The organism is Gracilibacillus dipsosauri (genome assembly GCF_003176895.1).
Lineage (GTDB): Bacteria > Bacillota > Bacilli > Bacillales > Amphibacillaceae > Gracilibacillus > Gracilibacillus dipsosauri.
This window is the reverse complement of sequence record NZ_QGTD01000005.1, coordinates 250,093-274,588: the sequence shown is the minus strand read 5'-3', so window position 1 is coordinate 274,588 and position 24,496 is coordinate 250,093. Positions and strand designations below refer to the sequence as shown.

Here is a 24,496-nt window from a genome sequence, read left to right as displayed (position 1 = left end):
TGGAGGTGCATTTGTTTATGATTATGTATATAAGGAGCTTACAGATTGTTGTTCGTATAATCGGATAATCGCTTCTGCTACTATTGGTGCTACGGTTAACTGGGTAAGCTTGTCGATTTTTTTATGCTCGGTTAATGGAATAGTATTAGTAACAATTAACTCTACTAAATTAGAAGCAGCAATTTTCTCTACAGCTATACCGGATAAAACCGGGTGTGTGGTACAAGCATAAACCTCTGTTGCACCATGTGCGTATAATGTCATGGTACTTGTCGTTATTCTACGACCTGTATCAATTATATCATCAATGATGATAGCGGTTTTTCCATTCACTTCACCTACAACATTAATAGTAGATGCATTATCTCTAGGCCCCCTTCGATCGACTATCGCAATAGGTGCTTTTAATTGATCTGCGAGCTGTCTGGCTCGTGATACACTGCTATGGTCAGGTGCCACAACAACTATGTCTTTTAGCTTTTTCTTTGACAGATATTCGCCAATAATTGGAACAGCTGTGATTGGATCAACTGGTATATTAAAGAATCCTTGGGCTTGAGGAGCGTGTAAATCAATAGAAATCATTCGGTTTGCCCCGGCCTTTTGGATTAAATCAGCAATCAGTTTTGCGGTTATTGGTTCACGGGCACGTGATTTTCGATCCTGACGGGCATATCCATAATATGGTATTACTACATTGATCGATCGAGCAGATGCACGTTTTAATGCATCAACCATGATTAGTAATTCCATTATGTGATCCTCTACAGGATCGTAAGTTGATTGGATGACATAGACATCACAACCACGAATACTTTCTTCAATATTAATTTGTATTTCGCCATCACTAAATGTTTTTACAGATGATTCGCCTAGTTCAATTCCGATATTATCAGCAATTTCTTTTGCGAGTTCTGTATTCGAATTAAGGCTAAATACTCTCAAATTAGTATTATGATAAGTATTGCTCAAGGAAAAAACCTCCTACTTTAGTGAAAATTTCAAATATAAAACAATTCATAGAAAATTTTATTGTAATTAAAAAAAGCTAACTACCTAATCATAAAGCAAAAGGCTCGAGGTGAAAAGTAATTCGTTGTTTTATTTCATCCTAAAATCACAACTGTCCACAAGCTCTCGTTATCCTTCTTTATCTCGGAGGAATCTTGAGGAATGTTAGCACCTCATGGATGGAATTCTTACCTTACCCCAAAATAACTAATTAATGTTCGAATTTGCTTTGTTTGTTCAGATAGTAGTGTTTTACTATTCTTCATACATTCCTGTAGGGATAGTGGTCGATTAGTGATAGAGAAGCATCCAGCAAATTTTTCGCGTAAACGTTCATTATTTTCACCTAAGCTACCTGAAAGTAATAGACATGGCTTCCCATATTGCTGAGAGAGATCAGCTACATGGCTAGGGGCTTTACCGAATAAGGTTTGTTCATCGCTTTTGCCTTCTCCAGTTATAACAAGATCTGCATTTGTGATCGCCTTTTTTAATTGAATTGCCTTAGCTACAAGGGAGGCACCAGATTCTAGTTGTCCATTTAAGACTAGAAATGCAAAGCCTAGGCCACCAGCTGCACCAGCTCCTGGGGTATTTTTCACGTTTATATTGAATTCCTTTTCTATAAGATTGGCAAAGTAATCTAATGCATCGTCAAAGTGTGTTATTTGCTCATCCGTTGCCCCTTTTTGCGGTCCATAGATTGCTGATGCTCCATTGTCTCCGCATAAAGGATTGTCGACATCACAAGCAATTTGGAAATGGGTATTTTTTAAGCGTGGATCAAGCTTTGATAAATTAATGGAGTGGATGTTTAACAGGTCTTGTCCAAAGGGACCGAGCTTCTTTCCATCTTCATCATATGCCTCTAATCCAAGTGCTTGTAGCATTCCAAGTCCACCATCATTAGTTGCACTTCCACCTAAACCAATAATAAATGAAGAACAACCTCTTTCTAAAGCATCTAATATCGCTTCTCCTATGCCATAAGTGGTGGTTAGGTTGGGATCTCTATCTTCTTCCTTTACTTGGATAATTCCTGCATGTAATGCGGTTTCAATGACTGCTATGTTTTCATCGATGATAGCATAATAGGTATCAATGGGATTACCTAATGGCCCGGATGTGGAAACAGATACAGCATTTCCATTAGTAGAAGACAGAATAGCCTCAATCGTTCCTTCACCACCATCAGCCATTGGCTTAATTGTAACAGTATCCTCAGCGATTTCCTCTAGAGCATTTTTTATTGTCATAGCTACCTCTGTAGCGGATAAACTTCCTTTAAAAGAATCTGGAGCAACTATTATATTCATGTTAATCCTCCTCGGACAGATTACGAACTTAATTCAAATTATACTGAAGGTAGCGCATACATACAACAAGTAACCCTAATATTTGAACAATAAAAAGAGAAGGTGTTATTTACCTTCTCGATCATACATGTACAATTCTCATTTTTAATTATTATGTTGAACAAAGCCTTGGCGTGCTTTTAATGATTTTCGCATTTCTAATAACATAATGGTAAAGGCAATATGTCCATATACTAGGTTAGCAAAGAATAGGATCCAAAGGTAACTTTCATGTGGTGCGATACCAACGGAAACAAATTTTATAAATGTATACCATGCACCTAAAATAAATGGAATTTGGAATAACGCTGTTTTTTTCCAGTTGTCACCCCAAAGTAAAAATGGTGTAAAGCTAAATATTAACAAGAATATCAATAATATATCCATCATGATCACCTCATAGGCAAATTAATTATTTGTAAGTGTTTCCAGTTACAGTATAACACACTTGTTCACAATTTTGTAACTTTTCCTTCAAAAAATAGACACATTTAATTTTCTAACTTACTAATTCTTTACCCGCCTATGAAAATAAAAAAACCTTTGAGCATTTAATTTATGCCCAAAGGTTTGAAAAGTGAATCAGCCAGTGTTGCGAAGACCTGCCGCAACACCATTGATGGTTAATAAAGCTTCCAACAATAATTCTTGATATTCTTCACTGTTTTCATCTGTGTTCCGTAGTTTAGAAATTAATTGAACCTGTAATTGATTTAACGGATCAATTAATGGATTACGTACACGTACTGATTCTTTAATATTTGTCTTATTATCAAGCAATTCTTCTTGTCCTGTAATTTTCAAAATAATATCTTTTGTTATATGATATTCCTCTTCAATTTGACCAAATATTCGGTCACGAATGTCAGGATCCTCGACCATGTTAGCATATTCTTTTGCTGTTTCAAGATCTGCCTTTGTAAGAGCCATTTGTAAATTATCTATTGTTGCCGTAAAGAATGGCCAGTGCTTATACATATTTTGTAAAAATTCTAAATTATTAGTTTCATCTAGATATTTTTTAAAGCCAGTTCCTGTCGCGAACCAGGCAGGTAACAACTGTCTTGATTGAGTCCATGCAAATACCCAAGGAATGGCGCGTAGATCTTCCAAATTATCGCTACCTTTACGTTTCATTGGACGAGAACCAATATTTAGATCACCAAGCTCATGCAATGGTGTTGCTTGATTAAAGTATTTAATAAATCCTGGTTCATCAAATACTAGGGATTGATATTTTTTCAAGGCATATTCTGAAATGATGCCCATTGCTTGTTCTTCTTCTGGAGTTGGTTGCATAGTAGAGCTTTCATCATTGATACCGAGAATACCTGTAATTAAAGTAGATGTGGCTTGCTCTAGACTTCGGTAAGCAATGTCTTCTAAAAGGTATCTAGATGATAATACTTCTCCCTGTTCAGTTATTTTTACACCATCTCCAAGTGTAACAGGAGGCTGTGATAATAGACTTGAATAAAGTGGACCACCACCACGTCCAAGCGAACCGCCACGTCCATGGAAGAATTTTAGCTTCACTCCATATTTAGATGCAATAGCGTGAATTTCTTGCTGTGCACTATAAAGTTCCCAATTTGCTGTAATATTTCCTCCATCTTTACTACCATCTGAATACCCGAGCATGACCTCTTGATGGTTGCCACGAGCTTCAATATGCTTACGATATAAAGGAATATCTAATAGCTTTTGAATCATTTCTGGACCATTCTTTAAATCATCAATGGTTTCAAGTAGTGGGGCAATGTGTATACGACTTACTACTTTACCATCAGGATACACGCGATATAGTCCTGCTTCTTTTGCTAATACAAGTACCTCTAATAAGTCACTGACATTGTCTGTCATACTGATTAAATAGACTTCAATTGCACGTAATCCAAAGGTGTCCTGAGCCCGTTTTATCATACGGAAGGTATCAATTACCTCTAATGTTTCCGGTGTGAACTCATCATATATCGAGATCATAGGACGAGGATTTTCTAAAACACTGATTAAAGTTTGTACCTTTTCTTCTTCACTTAGGTTTTTATAATTATCTGTAATGCTTACATTATTAAAAATTTCTGTCAGTGCTGCTTCATGCTCACCACTATGGTTACGTATATCTAATGATGCTAAATGAAATCCAAATAAATCTACCTGGCGAGCAACTTTTCTTAATAATTTAACCGGATTCTTGTTTGGGTGATGCAGTTTCATACTATCACGAATAAGATTAAGATCTGCTAAAAGCTCCTCTGATTCGGAATATCCTCGTTCATCATCCTGTTCAGTATAGGCTAATTTTTTAAGCATATAAGCTAATTTAACGCGATACACTTCGTCTTCCTTATGCCATCCTTCTTCTCCTAAAGCTTTTTTATCTAACTCTATGGATTCACGAAGCTCCTTACTCACTTCAATCTTCGTATCAGAATGACTCAAACGATCCTTTAAGATGGTTAGTGAATCTTTATATTTTTTAAGGACTAATCGACGATGACGTTTAATGGTTTCGAATGTAGTAGTTGCTTTTACAAAAGGATTTCCGTCTCGATCTCCACCGATCCATGAACCAAATCGGAGAAAGGATGGAATGTTCCAACGTTGATTATATTTTTCAAAAAGAAGATCTTCTAAATCATCGTGAATTCTAGGTAATACATCAAATAAGACATGATAGAAATAATAAAGACCGTTGGATACTTCCTTCATTACAGAAGGTTTTTTCTGCCTAATTTCTTGTGTTTGCCAAAGAATGGTAATTTCATTATAAATTTTCTCTTTAATCAATTTTTTCTCATATCGTGTATAAGAATAATCCCAAGCAGTTAATAGTTTTGCAATCCGTTTATGGATTTGTAGTATCGTTCTTCTAGTTGCTTCTGTTGGGTGTGCTGTCATAATTAATTCAAGAGAAAGCTTATCTAATAATTCAGTGATTTGTTCAGGGGTTACGTTATTATCAACTAATTGCTTCACACCCGCTTCAAGTGAACCAGGCTGTATGATGTTGGCATCTTGAGCCTGATATTCGCGTCGACGACGAGTCCGGTAGTTCTGTTCCGCAACATTGATTAAATGTAAGTGAATAGAAAACGCTCGAATTACATTTTGACGTAAACTAGGATCAAGGGATTGGATTGCTTCCTTAATTTCTTTTTGTGTTGCCTGGGTACTAGTATCACGAACATTTGTAGAAAGTTCACGGATTTTCTTGATTTTATCTAATAATTCTTCTCCGCCTTCATGTAATAAGACATCATCTAAAATTTTCGTTAAGTACTCCACATCTTTAAGTAAGGAAATTGTTTTCTCGTCAGATTTTACTCCCATTTATCCCACTTCCTTTCAAAAATATTGTTGTATGATATGGAACATTTCGTAAAAATTAAGTACGAATTGTTGATCGTCCTTGCGCGAAAATCGCACAACGTTTCATTGGTTGGAGTTGGATAGAGGAATTGGCTTAGAAATGAATATAAATAGACACCTTTACTATCATAACATGAATTTGTCGAATTGAATAATTTTTCGCTACCACAGCTAGAAGAATCATGTATAATCAAGGGGAAAGAAAAACAGGAACATTACTAGTTTAAGCTAAAACGAATGGTTGCGCAAATATTTTTTATTGGGAATATTCAGAAATTTCCCTAATTAATAAAGAAAAAGTGAAGATAGAATTGGAGTTGTAATCATTGATAAAATTATCTGGAGTCTTACCAGCAGCAAGAAAAATGAAGGATTTTGAAAGAATAGCCCATAGTAATTTCGAAATCTTAATTTTACTTGAAACGAGAATAGCTCAAATTCATCAAATGGTGAATTATGCACATAAACGGGGAAAAAAGGTTTTAGTTCATACCGATTTGATTAATGGTTTAAAAGTAGATCGTTACGGAATGGAATACTTAATTCGTGTCGTAAAAGTCGATGGTGTGATATCTACACGTGCTAATGTAATAGCATTAGCTAAAAAGAATGAAGTAATAGCGATTCAACGGTTATTTGCATTGGATAGCCTTGCTTTGCAAAATAGTAAAAGATTAGTCGAACAATCCAAACCGAATTATGTCGAAGTCCTTCCAGGTATTATACCTTCCGTAATAGAAGAAGTCGCCGTGGACACTGGAATTCCGGTTATAGCAGGTGGCTTAATTAATACAAAAGAACAAGTCAATCAAGCCTCTAATGCAGGAGCTATTGCTGTCACAACCTCGAATAATGCTTTGTGGGAATTTGAATTCTAAATAAGGGATGCATTTCAAACAAAAAATAGGATTGACAGCGTTTTATTTATAAGTTATGCTTAGAAGCAACAAGTTAACGAATGTGTTGGAGAAATGGAGTCCACACTGCAATATTTAGTACTTCCTTGGGGGAAGTATGGATATTGTTAGTGTGGACTTTTTTTGTACTCTAACTAATTTCGTGTTATGACTTGTAATTTTAAGGGTAATTTAAACTATAAGGGGTGAGTAAAGTGTCTGAATTTGTGGCAGAATTAATTGGAACTATGATCCTCATTATTTTCGGTGGAGGAGTAGTTGGTGGAGTAGTATTAAAAAAGACAAAAGCGGAAGGTGCTGGATGGGTAGTGATTACGATTGGCTGGGGGTTAGCTGTGGCAATGGCAGTTTACGCTGTTGGTAATGTTTCCGATGCGCATGTAAATCCTGCCGTGACCTTAGCGTTCGCAGCGATAGGTGAATTTCCTTGGTCAAAAGTGCCGACTTATATTACAGCTCAGCTAATAGGTGCTTTTATTGGTGCAGTTATTGTATTTCTTCAATATCTTTCTCATTGGGGCAAAACAGAAGATAAAGGGGCAAAGTTAGCTGTTTTTTCAACAGATCCTGCAGTAAGAAGTCTGCCATCCAATTTATTAAGTGAAATGATCGGTACATTTGTATTAATTATGGGGCTTTTGTTCATTGGTGCTAATGATTTTACAGACGGTCTCAATCCAGCAATCGTAGGGTTATTAATTGTTGCGATCGGAGTGTCTTTAGGTGGAACAACTGGCTATGCTATAAACCCAGCAAGAGATCTAGGTCCACGAATTGCCCATGCAGTATTACCTATTATCGGCAAAGGGTCCTCAGATTGGGGTTATGCCGCCATACCAGTATTTGGTCCGATTATTGGTGGTGTTTATGGCGCCGTATTTTATAATGCGTTCTTCCTAGGGGAAATAACAGCATTATTTTGGATCATGTCAGCTGTTGTGTTAGTAATTGTTATAGTAGCTGTCTCTAAAGAATTAAGAAAAAATAATACAAACATAGCAGAAAAAGCCAGTGACAAGGTTGTATAAAGACATTTAATATAGAGGATTTTTAAGATACGAGGAGGAATTAAAATGGAAAAATACATTTTATCGATTGATCAAGGTACGACAAGTTCAAGAGCAATTATTTTTAACAAAAAAGGCTCGATTGTGGATGTTGCACAAAAAGAATTTGAGCAGTTTTTTCCAAAATCGGGATGGGTAGAGCATGATGCGAATGAAATTTGGACCTCTGTTTTATCATGTATCGCAGAAGTTCTGAGAAAATCAGATATTGAGGCAAACCAAATCGAAGGTATTGGAATTACGAATCAACGAGAAACAGCAGTTGTTTGGGATCGACATACTGGAAAGCCAATTTATAAGGCAATTGTATGGCAATCACGTCAAACAGAAGATATATGTCGAAGATTAAGAGAAGCAGGACATCAAGATCTTTTTCGTGATAAAACAGGTTTACTAATCGATGCTTATTTTTCTGGAACAAAAGTGAAATGGATCCTTGACAACGTGGAAGGCGCAAGAGAAAAGGCCGATAATGGAGATTTATTATTCGGGACAATTGACACATGGTTGATTTATAAGCTAACTGGCGGAAAAGTACATGTTACCGATTACTCTAATGCTTCTAGAACACTAATGTATAACATTTATGATTTGAAATGGGATGAACAGCTACTCGATATTCTGGGGGTTCCATCTAGCATGCTTCCTGAAGTAAAATCCTCCTCAGAGGTGTACGGCGAGACCGTAGATTACCATTTCTTTGGTCAAAATGTACCGATTGCAGGAATTGCTGGGGATCAGCAAGCAGCATTATTCGGTCAGGCATGCTTCGAAAAAGGAATGGTGAAAAACACGTATGGAACAGGGTGCTTCATGTTAATGCATACAGGTGAAGAGCCAGTGAAGTCTGACCACGGATTATTAACAACCTTAGCTTGTGGTGTTGACGGCAAAGTGGAGTATGCATTAGAAGGAAGTATTTTTGTAGGTGGTTCTGCAATTCAATGGTTAAGAGATGGATTAAGAATGTTTAAAGATGCAAAACAGTCTGAAAAGTATGCGACAAGAGTAGAATCAGCAGATGGTGTTTATGTTGTTCCTGCTTTCGTTGGTCTAGGTACACCATATTGGGACAGTGATGTACGTGGAGCAGTTTTCGGATTGACACGAGGTACACAAAAAGAACATTTCATCCGTGCAACACTTGAATCGATTGCCTACCAAACAAAGGATGTACTTGCTGCCATGAAGGATGATGCAGGTCTTGAAGTAAAATCATTCAGAGTAGATGGTGGTGCTGTTGCAAATAATTTCTTAATGCAATTCCAGAGTGACTTAGTGGATCTTCCTGTAGAAAGACCAAAGGTAATCGAAACAACGGCATTGGGTGCAGCTTATTTGGCTGGATTAGCTGTAGGCTATTGGAAGGATCGCGAGGAAATTCAAGCACAATGGCAAATGGACAAAAGATTTAGTAGTGAAATGAACGATCAAGACAGACAAAAGCTGTACTCAGGATGGAAAAAGGCAGTAGAAGCAGCCAGAGTATTTAAATAAAAACAAAAAGAAGGGGACATCTATTATGACTTTTTCTAGTTTGAATCGCAAAAATACTTACCAACAAATGAAGGAGACGCCGCTTGATATGATTATTATTGGTGGCGGAATAACTGGAGCAGGTATCGCACTAGATGCTGCTCTACGTGGCCTTCGTGTAGCCGTTTTTGAAATGCAAGATTTTGCTGCGGGTACATCAAGTAGATCAACAAAGCTTGTTCATGGAGGACTTAGGTATTTAAAACAATTTGAAGTAAAAATGGTTGCAGAGGTCGGCAAGGAAAGAGAAATTGTCTATGAGAACGGACCTCATGTTACCACACCAGAATGGATGATGCTTCCATTCTATGAAAAGGGTACATTTGGCCCGTTATCCACTAATATTGGACTAAGGGTGTATGATTTTTTAGCAGGGGTTAAAAAATCAGAAAGAAGAAAAATGTTTAATAAGCAAGAGGCACTCAAGCGTGAACCACTTTTAAAGAGTGAAGGTCTAAAAGGTGCCGGTTATTATGTGGAGTACAAAACTGATGACGCAAGATTAACAATGGAAGTAATGAAAAAAGCGGTAGAAAAGGGAGCACTTGCTCTGAACTACGCAAAAGTAGATGATCTTATCTATGAAGATGGCAAGGTTATTGGTGTTCAGATTAAGGATCAGTTAAATGATGAGACCCATCATATTCATGGGCAGTACATTGTCAATGCCTCTGGTCCGTGGGTGGATACAATTAGAGAAATAGATCAATCGAAAAAAGGAAAGACACTTCAGCTGACAAAAGGAATACATCTTGTTTTTGATCAATCAAAATTTCCATTGCAACAAGCGATCTATTTTGATACGCCTGACGGTAGAATGGTATTTGCCATACCACGAGATGGGAAAACGTATGTTGGAACGACAGATACAGTATATAAAGGCGATATTGCCCATCCAACAATGACCGAATCAGATCGTGACTATGTAATAAATGCTATTCAGTTTATGTTCCCGAACCTAGATATTTCTTCACAAGATGTGGAATCAAGCTGGGCAGGACTAAGACCTCTCATTTATGAAGAAGGTAAAGACCCTTCTGAGATTTCTAGAAAGGATGAAATATTCGAATCAAGCTCTGGTCTTATCTCAATAGCTGGAGGAAAACTAACTGGATATCGCAAGATGGCAGAGGATGTAGTAAAAGTAATTGTTGATAAAATGATTGAAAAAGAAAAAAGGGTATTTAAGCCGAGCAATACGAAGCATTTACCAATTTCAGGTGGAGATGTTGGTGGTTCAAAAGGCTTTGTGGCTTATGCTAAAGAACAGGTTAAGGACGGAATGAAGATAGGGCTAACAAAGGAAGAGACAAAACTTCTTATCCTTCGCTATGGATCTAATGTTCCAAAATTATTTGACTATTATAAGAAAGCTTTAGAGGATGATTCAGACATTCATCCTGTAACAAAGGCAATGCTTCTGTATAGTATAGAGCACGAATTAACGTGTAAACCTGTTGATTTCTTTATTCGAAGAACAGGAGCGCTTTTCTTTGACATAAACTGGGTTCAGCAGGAAAAAGATGCTGTTATAGATGAAATGCAACATATTTTTAAATGGACAGATGAGCAAAAGGATGTGTATACGAAAGAGCTTGAAAATCTCTTATATGAAGCAGTACACCCAACAAATGAATAACCCGAATTGGACTCAGTCAGAGCTCTGACTGAGTCCATCATTATCAAGTAGGAACAGATACATTAAAAGTGGAAAAAACATCTAAATTCCGATACGATGAAAGAAAATGAAAGTAGAGGTGAAGCGGATTGAAAAAAGTAATAAATGATCCAAATCATGTTGTCGATGAAATGATTACTGGATTAGTAACAGCTTATCCGAATCTTTTGAAAAGGCTTCCGAATACAAATGTAGTTGTACGAACTGATGCTCCAGCTGAAGGAAAAGTTGGTATTGTAAGTGGAGGTGGAAGTGGGCATGAACCAGCCCATGCAGGTTATGTGGGAAAAGGAATGTTAGATGCTGCTGTAGTAGGGGAAGTGTTTACCTCTCCAACTCCAGATCAGGTGTTAGAAGCGATCAAAGCAGTTGACAGTGGGAAAGGTGTTCTTTTAGTTATTAAAAATTACACCGGAGATGTGATGAACTTTGAAATGGCCAAAGAAATGGCTGAAATGGAAGGGATCCAAGTAGATCAAGTCATTGTTAATGATGATGTAGCTGTAGAAGATAGTACCTTTACTATAGGTAGAAGAGGAATAGCTGGAACTGTATTTGTTCACAAGATAGCGGGGGCATTAGCAGAAAATGGTGCCTCACTTGAAGAAGTAAAGAGCATTGCGGAAAAAACAATTGCGAATGTTCGCTCTATGGGGGTTGCCTTATCAGCTTGTACGGTACCAGCAGCTAGTAAACCAAGTTTTACATTAGCAGAAAACGAGATGGAAATTGGAATTGGAATACATGGAGAGCCAGGTATTGAACGCGTTCCGTTAAAACCCGCTGATCAAATAACGGAAATTTTAGTCAACAAAATCTTATCGGATATAGATTATGAAAGAAGCGAGGTTGCAGTAATGATCAATGGATTGGGAGCTACACCAGAAATGGAGCTACACATTGTCTATCGAAAGCTCTCAGAACTTTTAGGCAATAAGGAGATTAAAATCTTCCAAACATGGGTAGGAGAATATATGACATCTTTAGAAATGGCAGGATTTTCGATAACCTTATTAAAATTAGATCAAGAATTGAAAAATCTCTTAACAGGAAAAGTAAAAACGATAGCATTTCACGTTTAATAGGAGGATATTATGATCATTTTAACAGTCGATCAAGCAGTCGAATGGATGAAAGAAATACAAAAACGAATGGATGAGCACAAAGAGCAATTAACGGTACTAGATCAAGCAATTGGTGATGGTGATCATGGAATCAATATGACTCGTGGTTTTACAGAGGTAACTGCCAAGATCCATCATGTAAACTATGATTCGGTTTCCGATGTATTAAAAAGTGCAGCAATGACACTGATGGCAAAAGTTGGAGGTGCATCTGGACCACTCTATGGAACAGCATTTTTAAAAATGTCCGTTGCGATGCAAGGGAAAGATGTGGACGAGCATGTTTTTAAGCAGGCAATTAAAGAAGCAGTCGATGGGATTCATTCACGAGGTAAAGCAGATTTTGGTGAAAAAACAATGTATGACGTTTGGTCACAAGTAGCTGATTTTTTAGAGGAAGAAGAGGTAAACGATTGGGGTGGCATGGTAGAAGTTTGCCAAGCAACTATTGAGGATACTAGAGAAATGATAGCAACAAAAGGTCGCGCCTCTTATCTAAAGGAACGATCTAAAGGACATGTTGATCCTGGTTCCATGTCATCACTGTATATTTTTGAAGCTTTAGTCGAAGTATTGGAATTGGAGGGATGAAGATGTCTGGTAAAGCTGGGATCATTATTATTTCTCACAGCTTCGAAATAGGTGAAGGAATCAAAAAGCTGATTGATCAAGTGATTGAAGATGTGCCAATCGCTCTTGCATGTGGGACAGAGAATGGCGAAATTGGAACGAGTATGGAAAGGATACAATCAGCAATCGACCAAGTCGGCAATGAGAATGGAGCTGTTCTACTCTATGATTTAGGTAGCGCCAAAATGAACGCAGAAATGGTACTGGAATTAGTCGATAGGAACAATCTACAAATAGCGGAGGATGTGCCACTAGTAGAAGGCTCTTATATCGCAGCGGTGGAAGCAAATCTGGGGAAAACAGTAGAAGAAATTATGGTAAGTTTGGATAAGCTGAAAATAGACCATTCTTCATGAATTTATAAAACTATAATATCCCCCACTATGCTAGAAATCTCTAGAGCAGTGAGGGATAAATTTTTGTTCTGAGGAAGGTATAAAAATATGATCCTATGGATAAGGGGAAGCGAATTGGGCCACGTCCAGCTCCAGCGCCCAGAAACTAGGCGACTTCCCGCACCGCCCTACGATAAGTCATCATCGGTTCGTAACCTCACCGTGATTCCTTTATCTCAGTTGGTTCGCTCCAGTCGCTACGTTTCTAAACGGTCGCTTGCGCTTTTGTTCGTCTATTGTACTGGATTAATGATTACATCATCGATATAAAAGGAATCATTTGGATTAGAGGTTTCGACGTAGAGCTTAATAGTGGTTATATCTGGATCTAAGACATAGTTCCCTTTTAATTCGAACCAATCATTGCGATTGGTATCTAATTCGTCGAGTGCTATATATTTCGTTCCTCCAAAATCAGTGACTTCCAATGTAAGCTTTATTTTACTCTCTGTTGCTGGTGGTTGCACAAAACGGAAATAGGTAGAAAACTCATATTCCTTACCTTTTACAACCATATTAGTAATATCCATAGTTGGTCCATGCCAGGAAGAAGTTCTGTTAGATGTTTTCAAACTATAGCTACCCGAATAAGCCTCAACATCTGTTACCTCAACCATTTCAGTACCTGCTCTTCCTGTCCAGTCTTCTGTTGTGCCATTCTCAAAATCCAAGACATGTTTTTTAAGTTCTATTGGCTTTTCTATTCCATCATTAAAGGTCAATTTGTCTATCGCAAAGAGCTTTTTACGGTTTTCTCCTTTAAACACGAGGTACATATCATGAATTCCATAGGCACCAGTGTCTGAATTCGTATCAATCATGGTCGATGTTGTTATCCAATCATTAGAGCCTTTTCTTGAAACAGTTATTTCTCCTACTAAATTGCCATGATAGGGATCATCTAATCTAACCTCGATCGTACCACCATTTATCGGATGGACTAAGACATCCATTGATAAAATATGCTTCATGCCAGGCTGTCCATTAGCTGTGCCATCTGCAAAATTTACATTGGTGTATTTGATATAATCTCCATTTCTAACATGCTCTATATAACCTTTTTTCTGGTTAGCAGGAGGCGCTATCATTTCCGGAGATTGTCCGTCATTTTCTTCTGCTTCATAGCTAGAGAATATATCCTTCAAATCGTCAAATGCTGGTAATTCAAATTCTTTCGGAATAAAGGTCGTCACACTTTCACTAGAAAGCTGAATCGTTACAGTTTTGCCGTTTCCTTTCACCTTCACAGTATCTAATTTTTTCAAGTTTTCATTTCCTGAAGTACGATAGGGAATAAGCTCTTTTGTATTTGGAAAATTATCAAGCTTTAATTCTAGTTGCTGCTCTGTTGGTTGGTTGTTCACAGCTACAATAGTAAAATTGTCTGTGGATGGATCTTTATATGCCGTAATTTGTACATCCTCAACAGGTGATTTATCGGATTCGATCATAATATAGCCTGGACGGATAAATCGACTATAATTTCCGAATGTATAATATCTTTTGAAAACCCTAAACATGCCATTAACCTCACCGTCATCGTCTGTGGTTAAACGAATTAAGTCGGATCCATCTGCATTATTCACGGCAACTGGCCACCACCAAAAATAGGCGCTAATTCCTGTTTTATGAAACATATCTCCGATTAGATTTGCATGTCGAAGGCCGTCCTTTATCGTATTAAATTCATAGGTTTGTAAGGCATCTCCTTGATTCATATATTCTGTTTGCCAAATAGTTTTTCCTTTTTCCTTTGATACAGGGAATGTTGGGACATCTGTTCCGATTCCATAGGCGTGTGCAGCAACCACATCTATGTATTTTTCAGTGATAGGATCATTTAATGCTGGTAAGGCATATTCTTCGGTAAAATTCATGTGTTCTGGCATTACGATTTTAGCAGGAACATTCCTTCGTTCAAAGGTAGGCCCGAGATAATCTCGAATAAAAATATGAAGCTCTTCAGGTGTCCATATCGCTCCAGAGTAATCTGGCCCATAATTCGGCTCATTGGCGATAGAAATATAAGAGATATCTAAATCAAAATGTTCCTTATAGCCAAATACATATTCCGCTAAATAGTTAGCAAAATCCTGATAATGCTCCTGTTTAAGCTTCCCATTATTCGTACCGAGTACACTATTGTTCGTTTTCATCCAAGCGGGGGGACTCCAAACCGAGCTTAAAAAGGTGGAAACCCCTCTTTTTTTTGCTTCCTTCATAAACCAAATTTGATCTTTATCAAATGCCGTTTTTTTCTTTGACCAATCAGGTTGATCCCAAACAAATTTACCAGGTTCTGGTTCTATAGTAGAAGCCGCAACTCCGTCTCCGACAAGGTTTCGAACAATGGATAAACCTATTCCCTTTTCCTGTGAGAAGATCATATCTAATATTTTCGTTTTTTCTGGTTCTGGTAATTGCATAATATAAGAAGGCTTCTGAAAGGCACCAGATCCACCAAATCCGTCCACATATTGACGATGTTTATCCCACTTAATTACACTTGTAGCTGTTTTTGCTTTTACAGGCTCAACTAATGTTCGGTTAAGAAAAATGGTAATCGTGAATAAAAATAATATTAAAAAAAGAATTGGTTTCCTTTTCATAGATTTACACATCCTTCATCATTGATAATTTATAGTTAGCGCTTCCAATTAATTAGCGTATATCCTCCTTTTATTATTCTTGTATACCTAGTATGGCAGAAGTTGACTCCATTAATAGCAGTTAACGGAATAAAAATCAATAGTCTTATGATAAGAAAACACGCACAGCAAATTTTAAAATAAAATCTAACACTACTAGTTATTTTCAGGTGGTGCATTATACAATAAAATATAACTATACATTCATGTGGGGTGAGAATCCAAGTGGAAAAAATGTTCTCTATCAATTATCGAATTACAGGTAATCCTGATTTACCTAAATTTCATTCACATGAGGATTTTGAGATTTTTATGTTTCACAAAGGGATTTGCAGATACCTGATAAACAATCAAATCTATGATTTACAGCCTGGTGATATTTTATTGATGGATGGTTTAGCATTGCATAGGCCAAATGTTCCGGATAATTGTGATTATGTTAGAAGTAATCTTCACTTTATTCCAGACTGGATTGAACCAGTTTTAGAATTAATGAAGGCTAAGGAATTATTAGATGTTTTTCGCTTTGATCACCATTATTTAATTCGAACATCGAATAAAGAGGTCCTTCGAGATATAGAAGCTATTTTTGAGAAAATGTACAAAGTCGAATATTCTTCGAGATTGATTGATTCAGAGAAAGAGTGGGAAATGAAATTTTTGCTTGGGGAGTTGCTCGTTCAGATTAATTCTTTGTATCGAAATACTTGTTTACAAGCAAAAAAGGAGCCTAGTAATAAAACAGAGCATGCAGAGAAAATTGCTTCTTATATTCAAGAGCATTTTACAAATAAAGTTATTATTTCAGAGATTGCAGTAGCCTTGAATTTGAATAAGTCATATGTTTCGCATGTTTTCAAAGAAATGACAGGCTACACCATCATGGAATACGTAATGGCCTGTCGCATACAGCAAGCAAAATATTTACTAGAAGCAGAGGAAACGAAGCAAGTTCAACAAATTGCCTATGAGAGCGGTTTTGAGAATGTGTCGCACTTTAGTCGATATTTCAAAGAAAAACTAGGGATAACGCCAAAAGAATACCGAAAAAAACGTTTAAGAATTTATCATAGTACGAATCATTTCTCTAGTTCCATATTGAAATAGTTGGTTGCTATTTGCATTGTTTTTATTTAGGAAAAAACGACGATTTCGAATATGAATGGAGGATGACAAAAGTGGTTTTTCAAAAGGTAGCTATAGTAGGTTGGAATCAAGAGGTAAATGCCTATATTTCATTTTTGAAGGATGGACTTATTGAAAATGTAGAGGTAATCGCTATCTATGATAAAGACAAATCGATGAAAAGGGTCGTAAACTATCATTACCCTGAAATTCCATTTTATCATGACTATAAAGAAATGATGAGAAAGGAAACGGTCGATGCAGTGTTAAGCTTCCATCCTTCTTTACTTCATACGAGATAAAGTAGAAGCCATAATGCGTAACTCATTATGGCCTCTCTTCATTTCCTTACAATTTAACGATACTTCCGGGCTTGCTCCATTCGATCCCTAGATCATTCGGTAAGCAAAACTGATCATAACATTCTGTCAATACTTCCTCTAAACCGTCTACTATCGTCAACTTTTGCTCTTCATCAACGGAAATCCAATTACTCGGAAATGTCGGTATATCTTTTACTGATTGATGCATACCATAAATGGCATGAACATGACTACTCGCTGCTTCTGGTCCACATAGTATATTATCATCATTAGTTAGTATTGCTTCAATCATAACGCCAAGTTTTGCAAGATGATTGTTTTCTGGATCTTGATAAGTCTTTTTCGTACCATCTTTAAACGTTGCCACAATGTCTGAGCTTTCTCCCTCTGGATGGTAAGTAATAATGGCATTTTCGAACTCTATCGAATATTTTGGCCGGTGGTTATTAGAAATAGCATGGGAAGCAAGATAAATGACCTCTACATTGTTCTTAGTTAATAGATGGACAGCACATGTATCAAATGTTTCGATCGAATTTGCTCTGTATAATTCAGCAGAAAGCTGATCAATCTCTGCACTCCGATCTATTGCATCTCCTGTTAAATAAAATAAATGATGAAGAAAATGTGCGGTAGCATTATTCGCCACACTATCAAAAATCATTTCCCCATTAGGACTGAATTTTTTACCAGCCCAGCTAGATCGGTTGAAATAATCAGCATTTCTAGGCCATAAAACGAGACTTTTCATTCTTATTGGTTTCCCAAATTCCCCAGTTAAAATATCTTCTTTCAATGCCTGGATGGTATTCGTGAAAGACCAATTAAATCCAATGGCTAGTTTTTTTCCGGTACGATCTCTTGTTTCGATCATTTCTTGAAGATGTTTTCGATTAGCAGTTGCCGGTTTTTCGCAAAGTACATGACTACCATTTTCCATAGCAATACATGATTGGTGCTTGTGTAAATGGATAGGTGTAGAGATAATAGCTAGATCTGCATTATGCTCCTGATAAAAGGCTTCTAATGATTCAAAAACAGGGATGTTTTGTTCTATTATTTCTTGATAGTAATTCGAATTTTCTGGAACTACATCAACCACGCCTTTTACGTATGCGTTTACATTTTGTGGATCTAATAAGGCCCGTAAATACATGTTCCCATAGCCACCTATACCTACGAGAACAACAGATACTTGTTTTGTCATAACAGAGTTCTCCTCACTTTTGCTTTTTTAAAAATTTCTGAAGTATAATAGCAATATATCATAAACTCATTTGGTTCGCAGTATTGAATCAAAAAATTAAACAGAAATGTCTGATAAATGGGGGAAGCTCATGCTACAAAAAATTAATCTTGAACCTTTCGGCATTCGATTATATGAAAGTAAACATAATAAAGGTGATAGAATTGAAAACCATCACCATGAAATCTATCAGCTTCTCTATTCATTAGAAGGAACGGGAGATATTATATTAAACGGAAAGCGTCATCGCTTTGAACAGGACCACCTTACCTTTATTACACCATTTACAAGTCATGCTATTATTTCGGACAAAAAATTAACGGTACTTGTTCTTGCCTTTGATCAGCGAATTAATGATGCTCAGGCAAATGCTAAACTTTTTCAAGAATCGTTAAATGAAACGAAATTTATCGGTTTAAACCCATTTGAAAGTAGTGAAATTCGTCAAATTTTAAGAACGATGCTGTATGAACAAGCAAATAAAACGAAGGAACAGGAATTGGCATTAAAAATCTATTTATCTCACTTGCTTTTATTATTAGCAAGAGGGGAAAAGAAATCAGAGGTGTCAGATGCGAATGCATTAAGAGCAGAAAGATTAAAGGATTACATAGATTCTCATTATTACGAGTGGATTCACGCAGAGGACTTGGCAGCACGCTTAGGGATGAGTACTCGGCATATGAATACTATTTTTAAAGAAAGCTATCAAATGACCCCGATACAGTATTTAACAGAAGTGAGAACAGGACTAGCAAAAAAAATGCTCGCTGAAACAGATAAGGATATCGCCTCGATCTGCTTTGAGGTGGGCTTCGAATCCATCTCAACCTTTTATCGTACATTTAAAAATATAACCTCAATCACACCAAATAAATACCGAACTAATCAAAAAAATTATCATTTGTAAAAGATGACTTCCGATTTTAAGAAATTCGTTCTTAGATTAATAAGACGAATTTTTTTTATTGCGTTACACTAGGTGTATCAAAGAAAAAGGTAGGGATGAAAATGGCACAACATAAAATTGGTATTATTATGAATGGCGTAACAGGGCGAATGGGTACGAATCAGCATTTAATCCGTTCCATCGTTGCGATAAGAAAACAAGGTGGCGTGAAACTAAAGAACGAGGACACGCTCATGCCTGATCCAATTCTAGTAGGTCGTAATGAAAAGAAATTGAAAGCGTTAGCAGAAACATATGGAATCGATCGATATTCCACAGATTTAGATGCAGCACTTGCAGATGAATACAATGAGATTTACTTTGACTCCCAAACGACGGTCAGAAGAGCAGATAGTATTAAAAAGGCGATAGCAAAAGGGAAGCACATCTATTGTGAGAAGCCAACAGCTACAAATTTGGAAGGATCTATTGAGCTTGCAAAGCTTGCGAATGATGCCGGTGTTAAAAACGGTGTTGTTCAAGATAAACTGTTCTTACCAGGCTTATTAAAGCTAAAACGTCTCATTGACTCTGGCTTTTTCGGGAAAATTTTATCTGTAAGAATGGAATTTGGGTACTGGGTGTTTGAAGGCGACTGGCAGGAGGCACAGCGACCTTCATGGAACTATCGTAAAGAAGATGGTGGTGGAATCATTGTCGATATGTTTGCACACTGGCGTTATGTGATTGACAATTTATTTGGAAATATCAAGGCAGTTTCTTGTCTAGGTGCAACTCACATTCCTGAACGTGTTGATGAAAATGGAAATACGTACAAAGCAACTGCAGATGATGCAGCATACGGTACATTTGAACTTGATAATGGGGTGATCGTTCAAGCAAATTCTTCTTGGGCTGTTCGTGTGAACCGAGATGATTTATTAACAATACAAGTAGACGGAACAGAAGGAAGTGCAGTAGCTGGATTAAGAGATTGTAAAGTGCAGCATCGTGTAAATACCCCAAAACCAACATGGAATCCAGATATTGAAAATCCATTTGACTTCCAAGCACAGTGGCAGGAAGTACCAACAAATGATGTATTTGATAACGGTTTTAAGGTACAGTGGGAGCTATTTTTAAAGCATGTATTTGCAGATGAAGCATTTCCTTGGGATTTATTAGAAGGAGCAAAAGGTACTCAACTATCTGATCTTGGTTTGAAATCATGGGAAGAACGTCGTTGGATTGAAGTGCCAGAAATCAAACTCTAAGGAGGTATCTAGGATGGCAAAGCTAATTTTACCAAAATCAGATCGAACGCTTTACAGCTATGAGGCGAAAAATTATACACCTTTTGATATTCCACAAGATAAACCTTTTGAAAGTAGAACGGCTTTCTCAGCAGCACACGTCGTAGCAGATCCATTATCGCCTGCCGATCCAACTTTGAATGCTCAAATAGATTGGGATAAAACGATGGAATATCGCCATTACTTATGGTCGCTCGGACTATCTGTTGCTGAAGCAATGGATACAGCTCAGCGTGGAATGGGGTTAAGCTGGGACGGTGCGAAGGAATTAATTTCACGTTCGATTAAAGAAGCAAAGACAGTAGGTGGCAATATTGCTAGTGGTGTTGGTACAGATCATTTAGAACCAACACCTAGCGTGACATTAGACGATGTAGAAAAAGCTTATGAAGAGCAGGTGTCATTTGTAGAAGGTGAAGGCGGGAAAATAATATTGATGGCGAGTCGCGCATTAGCAGCATGTGCCACGGGTCCTGAAGATTATCAGAGAGTGTATAATAAGATTTTGCAAAATGTTAAAGAACCCGTTATCCTACACTGGCTTGGTGATATGTTTGATCCAGCATTAAAAGGCTATTGGGGGCACACAGATATCGACCAAGCAATGGAAGTGTGCTTGCAGATCATCAAGGATAATGAATCAAAAGTGGATGGGATTAAAATTTCATTACTTGATGCTCAAAAAGAGATCGATATGCGCCGTTTACTACCGAATAGTGTACGGATGTACACAGGAGATGACTTTAATTATCCTGAATTAATTAAAGGTGATGATCAAGGTTATAGTCATGCCCTTTTAGGGATATTTGATGCGATCGCACCAGCTGCAGCGGCAGCCATGCACGCAATAGACGCTGATAATTGGAAAACATATGATGCATTACTCGAAAAAACAGTTCCGCTATCTAGACATATTTTCGAGGCACCGACATTTTCCTATAAAACAGGTGTTGTATTTATGGCTTATCTAAATGGACATCAAGACCATTTTCGCATGATTGGTGGTAAGGAAGGTGCTCGTTCCATTGTCCATTTATCTGATTTATTCGTCATGGCAGATGAAGCAGGCCTATTACGTGACCCGGACTTAGCGACAATAAGAATGAAATGGACACTTGAGTTAGCAGGTATTGAACAGGAGGGTCGCTAATGGCAGAGGATAAATTAATGAGTCGTCTTAGTTTAAACCAAATCACAATAGACCAATGGAGCCTGCAGGAAGCAGTGGAAGGCTGCCTCAGTCATGAAGTACCTTGGATATCAGTATGGCGCCATAAAATAAAAGAAATCGGCCTGAAGCAAAGTAAAAGATTGATCACAGATGCCGGTTTAGATGTTTCTAGTGTTTGTCGTGGCGGCATGTTTCCTGCTGCTACAGCAAAGGATCGGGCCGAACGGATAGATGATAATAAACGAGCCATCGAAGAAGCGGCTGAGCTTGGCACAGATACATTAGTGCTTGTCTGTGGACCAAGTGCAGACCGAGATATTGACACAGCACGTAAACAAGTGGAAGAAGGAATTGACCAATTAGTACCATATGCAAAGGATTATGGGGTGAAGCTTGCGATTGAGCCTTTACATCCAATGTTTGCAGCAGATCGTTCTGTCATTAACACAATGGATCAAGCCTCCACGATAGCAGAGAAGTATCACCCGGATGAAGTTGGAGTAATTGTTGATGTTTACCATGTGTGGTGGGATCCAAATTTGTATCAGGAAATCAATCGTGCAAAAGGTAGAATCCTAGGTTTTCATGTATCCGATTGGAAGGTACCAATGGCAGATATGTTCAAAGGCCGTGCCATGATGGGAGAAGGTGTAATAGAAATCAATCGTATGAGAAAAGCAGTAGAGGAAGCAGGATATCATGGACCAATTGAAGTGGAAATTATTAACCAATCGCTTTGGGATCGTGATGGAAATGATGTATTACAAGAAGTCAAACAAAGCTTTGCTAAGCACGTTTAGCAGATCAGGATGGGAGTTAGCAGAGTGTATTTCTAAAAAGAGATACACTCTAATTTTTTGTTCAGGTTGGATTTATAGGGAGGATAAAGTACAAATTGGAAGGAGCATGGTAGTGAAATGGCGTTTATAAGGAGGATAAAGTACAAATTGTAGGAGCTTAGTCGTGAAATGGCGTTTATAAGGAGGATAAAGTACAAATTGTAGGAGCTTAGTCGTGAAATGGTGTTTATAAGCAGGATAAAGTACAAATTGTAGGAGCTTAGTCGTGAAATGGTGTTTATAAGGTGGATATAGTTCGATTTGGCAGGAGCTGGTACGTGAAATAGAATTTATAATTATGTCTCGATGGTGTTGAAGTTATTTTTAGAATAATATAGCCCAAAAATGTGATATATCAACTAGATGCGTTTACATTTCGACAAAATAATGATAGGTTAAATACAAGAAAAAAGTACCAAATGGAGGAGAGAAAGCTGAAATTTAATCAAGATTCCCTTGCACTGTATGTAACCATTGCAGTTGGTATGACGTTATTAATTGGAGTTGGATGGATCGGAAAAAGCTATCTTGATGGGAAAACGGTATTTAATAATTCGACAATCAAAGAGAAAATATCAAACTCTCATACATACAATATAGCAAGCAGTAGTTTTCTTAGTCCTATGGGAATTAATGATGACTTATTTAGTGAGGAAAAAGTAGAAACGAAAACACCAGATGATGAACTAGAAAATGAAACTGCAGTGTTCGAAGAGAAAATTGGAAATGAGGAAGAAGAGCAATATTACTATCCAACCAATGAGCAAGAGTCAACATGGAATTATCAACCAACACCAGAAGCATCATACAATAGCTACCCATCAGAAAAAGACAATGATCCGGAATCTAATTCAACAGATAGCTTTGATGAAAAGACTGTACAATCATCTCCAGAAAATTCGTCGAGTGATAGCACTGATAAAGAGGAAGAAGATATTCCTACAGAAGATTTAGATGATTCAACTAATCCCACCGAGCAAGAGCCCGAAGAATCACCTAACGAAAACCCAGATAATCCAGAAAATCAAGAAAATCCAGAAGATCCAAACCAAGGAACCGAAGACCCTCAAATTCCCGAAGATCAAGATCCTAAAAAAGAACCTAAAAATAATAAACAAACTAACCATAAAAAATCAAATGGCTCAGATCAATAAGAAGACGATAGAAACCAGTTGGGTTTCTACCGTCTTAAGGATTATCACTTGTTCTCATCATCCAACTTCAACCGAGCAATTTCCTCCCTAATCAATGATAAAACATATTCCTTATCCTCAGGATTATTTTCAAAATCTAGATTATCTACATTGATTTTTAAGACAGGGGATGCCTCGTATTCCTCGAAATATTGGCGGTATTCTTTGTTTAATCTTTCCCAATAGGCAATTTCCGTGTCTAGTTCATAGCTTCTGCCACGGTTTGTAATGCGGCGAACGGCTTCCTCTGTAGAGGCCTCTAGATAGATCATTAAAGCGGGGGCTTGACAATGTTCAATCATATTAGCAAATAAGTCCTTATAAATGCCAAACTCTTCATTAGACATTTCTCCAGCATCGTTTAGCATTTTGGCAAAGATCACATCACCATAAATAGATCGATCTAATACAGCCTTCTCGATTTTACTTGCATTTTTAATATGCTTAAACCGTTCATTTAAGAAAAATACTTGTAAAGGAAAACTGTATCGTTCTCTATCATAATAAAATCGATCTAAAATTGGATTGTTAACTACTGGCTCTTGAAAAGGGGTATATCCCATTTCTTCTACCATAATGTTCATTAAAGTACTTTTGCCAACACCGACAACACCATCTATTGTTATCATTTTCCATTCATCTCCTTTAGATTTCCCGATCCTTT

The 24,496-nt window shown here is 37.3% G+C and carries 21 protein-coding genes; 14 read left to right on the top strand and 7 right to left on the bottom strand.

Translation table 11 applies throughout. The annotated features are described in order from the left end of the window. Window positions 1-21 precede the first annotated feature (21 nt). From DLJ74_RS05335 to ppc, 4 genes are all read right to left on the bottom strand, one after another. Entirely contained in the window at window positions 22-972 is a 951-nt protein-coding gene (locus DLJ74_RS05335; RefSeq protein WP_109983645.1) for a ribose-phosphate diphosphokinase, read from the bottom strand. Between the two features lie 227 nt (window positions 973-1,199). Beyond that, the gene (locus DLJ74_RS05330; RefSeq protein WP_109983644.1) at window positions 1,200-2,327 is read right to left on the bottom strand and encodes a glycerate kinase; all 1,128 of its coding nucleotides are present in this window, start codon (window positions 2,325-2,327) and stop codon (window positions 1,200-1,202) included. A gap of 144 nt (window positions 2,328-2,471) precedes the next feature. Next, window positions 2,472-2,753: a spore morphogenesis/germination protein YwcE gene (locus DLJ74_RS05325; RefSeq protein ID WP_054859816.1), complete on the bottom strand. Its 282-nt coding sequence runs from the start codon at window positions 2,751-2,753 to the stop codon at window positions 2,472-2,474. 195 nt (window positions 2,754-2,948) lie between these two features. Further along, on the bottom strand, window positions 2,949-5,699 hold the full coding sequence (gene ppc, locus DLJ74_RS05320) for a phosphoenolpyruvate carboxylase (protein ID WP_109983643.1): 2,751 nt from the start codon (window positions 5,697-5,699) through the stop codon (window positions 2,949-2,951). A gap of 365 nt (window positions 5,700-6,064) precedes the next feature. Here ppc and DLJ74_RS05315 point away from each other — a divergent pair, with 365 nt between their 5' ends. The 7 genes from DLJ74_RS05315 (at window position 6,065) to dhaM (ending at window position 13,046) form a co-directional block, all read left to right on the top strand. After that, the gene (locus DLJ74_RS05315; protein WP_109983642.1) at window positions 6,065-6,616 is read left to right on the top strand and encodes a glycerol-3-phosphate responsive antiterminator; all 552 of its coding nucleotides are present in this window, start codon (window positions 6,065-6,067) and stop codon (window positions 6,614-6,616) included. A gap of 233 nt (window positions 6,617-6,849) precedes the next feature. Then, window positions 6,850-7,683 carry an MIP/aquaporin family protein gene (locus DLJ74_RS05310; protein ID WP_109983641.1) on the top strand — a complete coding sequence of 278 codons (834 nt, stop codon included), beginning with the start codon at window positions 6,850-6,852 and terminating at the stop codon, window positions 7,681-7,683. A gap of 45 nt (window positions 7,684-7,728) precedes the next feature. Next, window positions 7,729-9,219 (top strand): glycerol kinase GlpK, encoded by a 1,491-nt coding sequence (gene glpK, locus DLJ74_RS05305; protein ID WP_109983640.1) that lies wholly within the window; start codon window positions 7,729-7,731, stop codon window positions 9,217-9,219. Between the two features lie 25 nt (window positions 9,220-9,244). Continuing rightward, window positions 9,245-10,897 (top strand): glycerol-3-phosphate dehydrogenase/oxidase, encoded by a 1,653-nt coding sequence (locus DLJ74_RS05300; RefSeq protein ID WP_109983639.1) that lies wholly within the window; start codon window positions 9,245-9,247, stop codon window positions 10,895-10,897. A gap of 128 nt (window positions 10,898-11,025) precedes the next feature. Then, entirely contained in the window at window positions 11,026-12,018 is a 993-nt protein-coding gene (gene dhaK, locus DLJ74_RS05295) for a dihydroxyacetone kinase subunit DhaK (protein WP_109983638.1), read from the top strand. Window positions 12,019-12,030: 12 nt separating this feature from the next. Beyond that, window positions 12,031-12,651 carry a dihydroxyacetone kinase subunit DhaL gene (dhaL, locus tag DLJ74_RS05290; protein ID WP_054787151.1) on the top strand — a complete coding sequence of 207 codons (621 nt, stop codon included), beginning with the start codon at window positions 12,031-12,033 and terminating at the stop codon, window positions 12,649-12,651. A gap of 2 nt (window positions 12,652-12,653) precedes the next feature. Continuing rightward, window positions 12,654-13,046, top strand: coding sequence for a dihydroxyacetone kinase phosphoryl donor subunit DhaM (gene dhaM, locus DLJ74_RS05285; RefSeq protein WP_109983637.1), 393 nt, complete (start codon window positions 12,654-12,656; stop codon window positions 13,044-13,046). 272 nt (window positions 13,047-13,318) lie between these two features. Here dhaM and DLJ74_RS05280 read toward each other — a convergent pair whose 3' ends face one another. After that, window positions 13,319-15,694 carry a carbohydrate binding domain-containing protein gene (locus tag DLJ74_RS05280; RefSeq protein WP_109983636.1) on the bottom strand — a complete coding sequence of 792 codons (2,376 nt, stop codon included), beginning with the start codon at window positions 15,692-15,694 and terminating at the stop codon, window positions 13,319-13,321. A gap of 273 nt (window positions 15,695-15,967) precedes the next feature. Between DLJ74_RS05280 and DLJ74_RS05275 the strand changes: the two genes are divergently transcribed. Beyond that, window positions 15,968-16,840: an AraC family transcriptional regulator gene (locus DLJ74_RS05275; RefSeq protein WP_245902282.1), complete on the top strand. Its 873-nt coding sequence runs from the start codon at window positions 15,968-15,970 to the stop codon at window positions 16,838-16,840. Window positions 16,841-16,911: 71 nt separating this feature from the next. Continuing rightward, window positions 16,912-17,160, top strand: a complete 249-nt coding sequence (locus tag DLJ74_RS05270) for a Gfo/Idh/MocA family oxidoreductase (protein ID WP_109983634.1) — start codon at window positions 16,912-16,914, stop codon at window positions 17,158-17,160. A gap of 46 nt (window positions 17,161-17,206) precedes the next feature. Here DLJ74_RS05270 and DLJ74_RS05265 read toward each other — a convergent pair whose 3' ends face one another. After that, on the bottom strand, window positions 17,207-18,388 hold the full coding sequence (locus tag DLJ74_RS05265; protein ID WP_109983633.1) for a Gfo/Idh/MocA family protein: 1,182 nt from the start codon (window positions 18,386-18,388) through the stop codon (window positions 17,207-17,209). A gap of 130 nt (window positions 18,389-18,518) precedes the next feature. On the opposite strand from DLJ74_RS05265, the gene DLJ74_RS05260 reads away from it, so the two are divergent. The 5 genes from DLJ74_RS05260 (at window position 18,519) to DLJ74_RS05240 (ending at window position 23,793) form a co-directional block, all read left to right on the top strand. Further along, a complete protein-coding gene (locus DLJ74_RS05260; RefSeq protein ID WP_109983632.1) occupies window positions 18,519-19,337 on the top strand; it encodes an AraC family transcriptional regulator in 819 nt (272 codons plus the stop codon). Between the two features lie 101 nt (window positions 19,338-19,438). Then, window positions 19,439-20,590, top strand: a complete 1,152-nt coding sequence (locus DLJ74_RS05255; protein WP_054787146.1) for a Gfo/Idh/MocA family protein — start codon at window positions 19,439-19,441, stop codon at window positions 20,588-20,590. Window positions 20,591-20,603: 13 nt separating this feature from the next. Continuing rightward, the gene (locus tag DLJ74_RS05250) at window positions 20,604-21,779 is read left to right on the top strand and encodes a dihydrodipicolinate synthase family protein (RefSeq protein ID WP_109983631.1); all 1,176 of its coding nucleotides are present in this window, start codon (window positions 20,604-20,606) and stop codon (window positions 21,777-21,779) included. Further along, the gene (locus DLJ74_RS05245; RefSeq protein ID WP_109983630.1) at window positions 21,779-22,600 is read left to right on the top strand and encodes a sugar phosphate isomerase/epimerase family protein; all 822 of its coding nucleotides are present in this window, start codon (window positions 21,779-21,781) and stop codon (window positions 22,598-22,600) included. The genes DLJ74_RS05250 and DLJ74_RS05245 overlap by 1 nt, the downstream gene beginning before the upstream one ends. A 458-nt stretch (window positions 22,601-23,058) precedes the next feature. Continuing rightward, the gene (locus DLJ74_RS05240; protein WP_146202424.1) at window positions 23,059-23,793 is read left to right on the top strand and encodes a hypothetical protein; all 735 of its coding nucleotides are present in this window, start codon (window positions 23,059-23,061) and stop codon (window positions 23,791-23,793) included. A gap of 44 nt (window positions 23,794-23,837) precedes the next feature. Here the strand turns inward: DLJ74_RS05240 and DLJ74_RS05235 are convergent, their stop codons facing one another. Further along, window positions 23,838-24,461 carry a deoxynucleoside kinase gene (locus DLJ74_RS05235; protein WP_109983854.1) on the bottom strand — a complete coding sequence of 208 codons (624 nt, stop codon included), beginning with the start codon at window positions 24,459-24,461 and terminating at the stop codon, window positions 23,838-23,840. Window positions 24,462-24,496: the final 35 nt, after the last annotated feature.

What these genes read in the sequence shown, in the direction of transcription:
- DLJ74_RS05275 (WP_245902282.1), top strand. Translation starts at nt 15,968, where the DNA reads ATGTTCTCTATCAATTATCGAATTACAGGTAATCCTGATTTACCTAAA.
- DLJ74_RS05325 (WP_054859816.1), bottom strand. Translation starts at nt 2,753, where the DNA reads ATGGATATATTATTGATATTCTTGTTAATATTTAGCTTTACACCATTT.
- dhaM (WP_109983637.1), top strand. Translation starts at nt 12,654, where the DNA reads ATGTCTGGTAAAGCTGGGATCATTATTATTTCTCACAGCTTCGAAATA.
- glpK (WP_109983640.1), top strand. Translation starts at nt 7,729, where the DNA reads ATGGAAAAATACATTTTATCGATTGATCAAGGTACGACAAGTTCAAGA.
- DLJ74_RS05280 (WP_109983636.1), bottom strand. Translation starts at nt 15,694, where the DNA reads ATGAAAAGGAAACCAATTCTTTTTTTAATATTATTTTTATTCACGATT.
- DLJ74_RS05245 (WP_109983630.1), top strand. Translation starts at nt 21,779, where the DNA reads ATGGCAGAGGATAAATTAATGAGTCGTCTTAGTTTAAACCAAATCACA.
- DLJ74_RS05240 (WP_146202424.1), top strand. Translation starts at nt 23,059, where the DNA reads ATGGAGGAGAGAAAGCTGAAATTTAATCAAGATTCCCTTGCACTGTAT.
- DLJ74_RS05255 (WP_054787146.1), top strand. Translation starts at nt 19,439, where the DNA reads ATGGCACAACATAAAATTGGTATTATTATGAATGGCGTAACAGGGCGA.
- DLJ74_RS05235 (WP_109983854.1), bottom strand. Translation starts at nt 24,461, where the DNA reads ATGATAACAATAGATGGTGTTGTCGGTGTTGGCAAAAGTACTTTAATG.
- DLJ74_RS05330 (WP_109983644.1), bottom strand. Translation starts at nt 2,327, where the DNA reads ATGAATATAATAGTTGCTCCAGATTCTTTTAAAGGAAGTTTATCCGCT.
- dhaL (WP_054787151.1), top strand. Translation starts at nt 12,031, where the DNA reads ATGATCATTTTAACAGTCGATCAAGCAGTCGAATGGATGAAAGAAATA.
- ppc (WP_109983643.1), bottom strand. Translation starts at nt 5,699, where the DNA reads ATGGGAGTAAAATCTGACGAGAAAACAATTTCCTTACTTAAAGATGTG.
- DLJ74_RS05300 (WP_109983639.1), top strand. Translation starts at nt 9,245, where the DNA reads ATGACTTTTTCTAGTTTGAATCGCAAAAATACTTACCAACAAATGAAG.
- DLJ74_RS05265 (WP_109983633.1), bottom strand. Translation starts at nt 18,388, where the DNA reads ATGACAAAACAAGTATCTGTTGTTCTCGTAGGTATAGGTGGCTATGGG.
- DLJ74_RS05260 (WP_109983632.1), top strand. Translation starts at nt 18,519, where the DNA reads ATGCTACAAAAAATTAATCTTGAACCTTTCGGCATTCGATTATATGAA.
- DLJ74_RS05250 (WP_109983631.1), top strand. Translation starts at nt 20,604, where the DNA reads ATGGCAAAGCTAATTTTACCAAAATCAGATCGAACGCTTTACAGCTAT.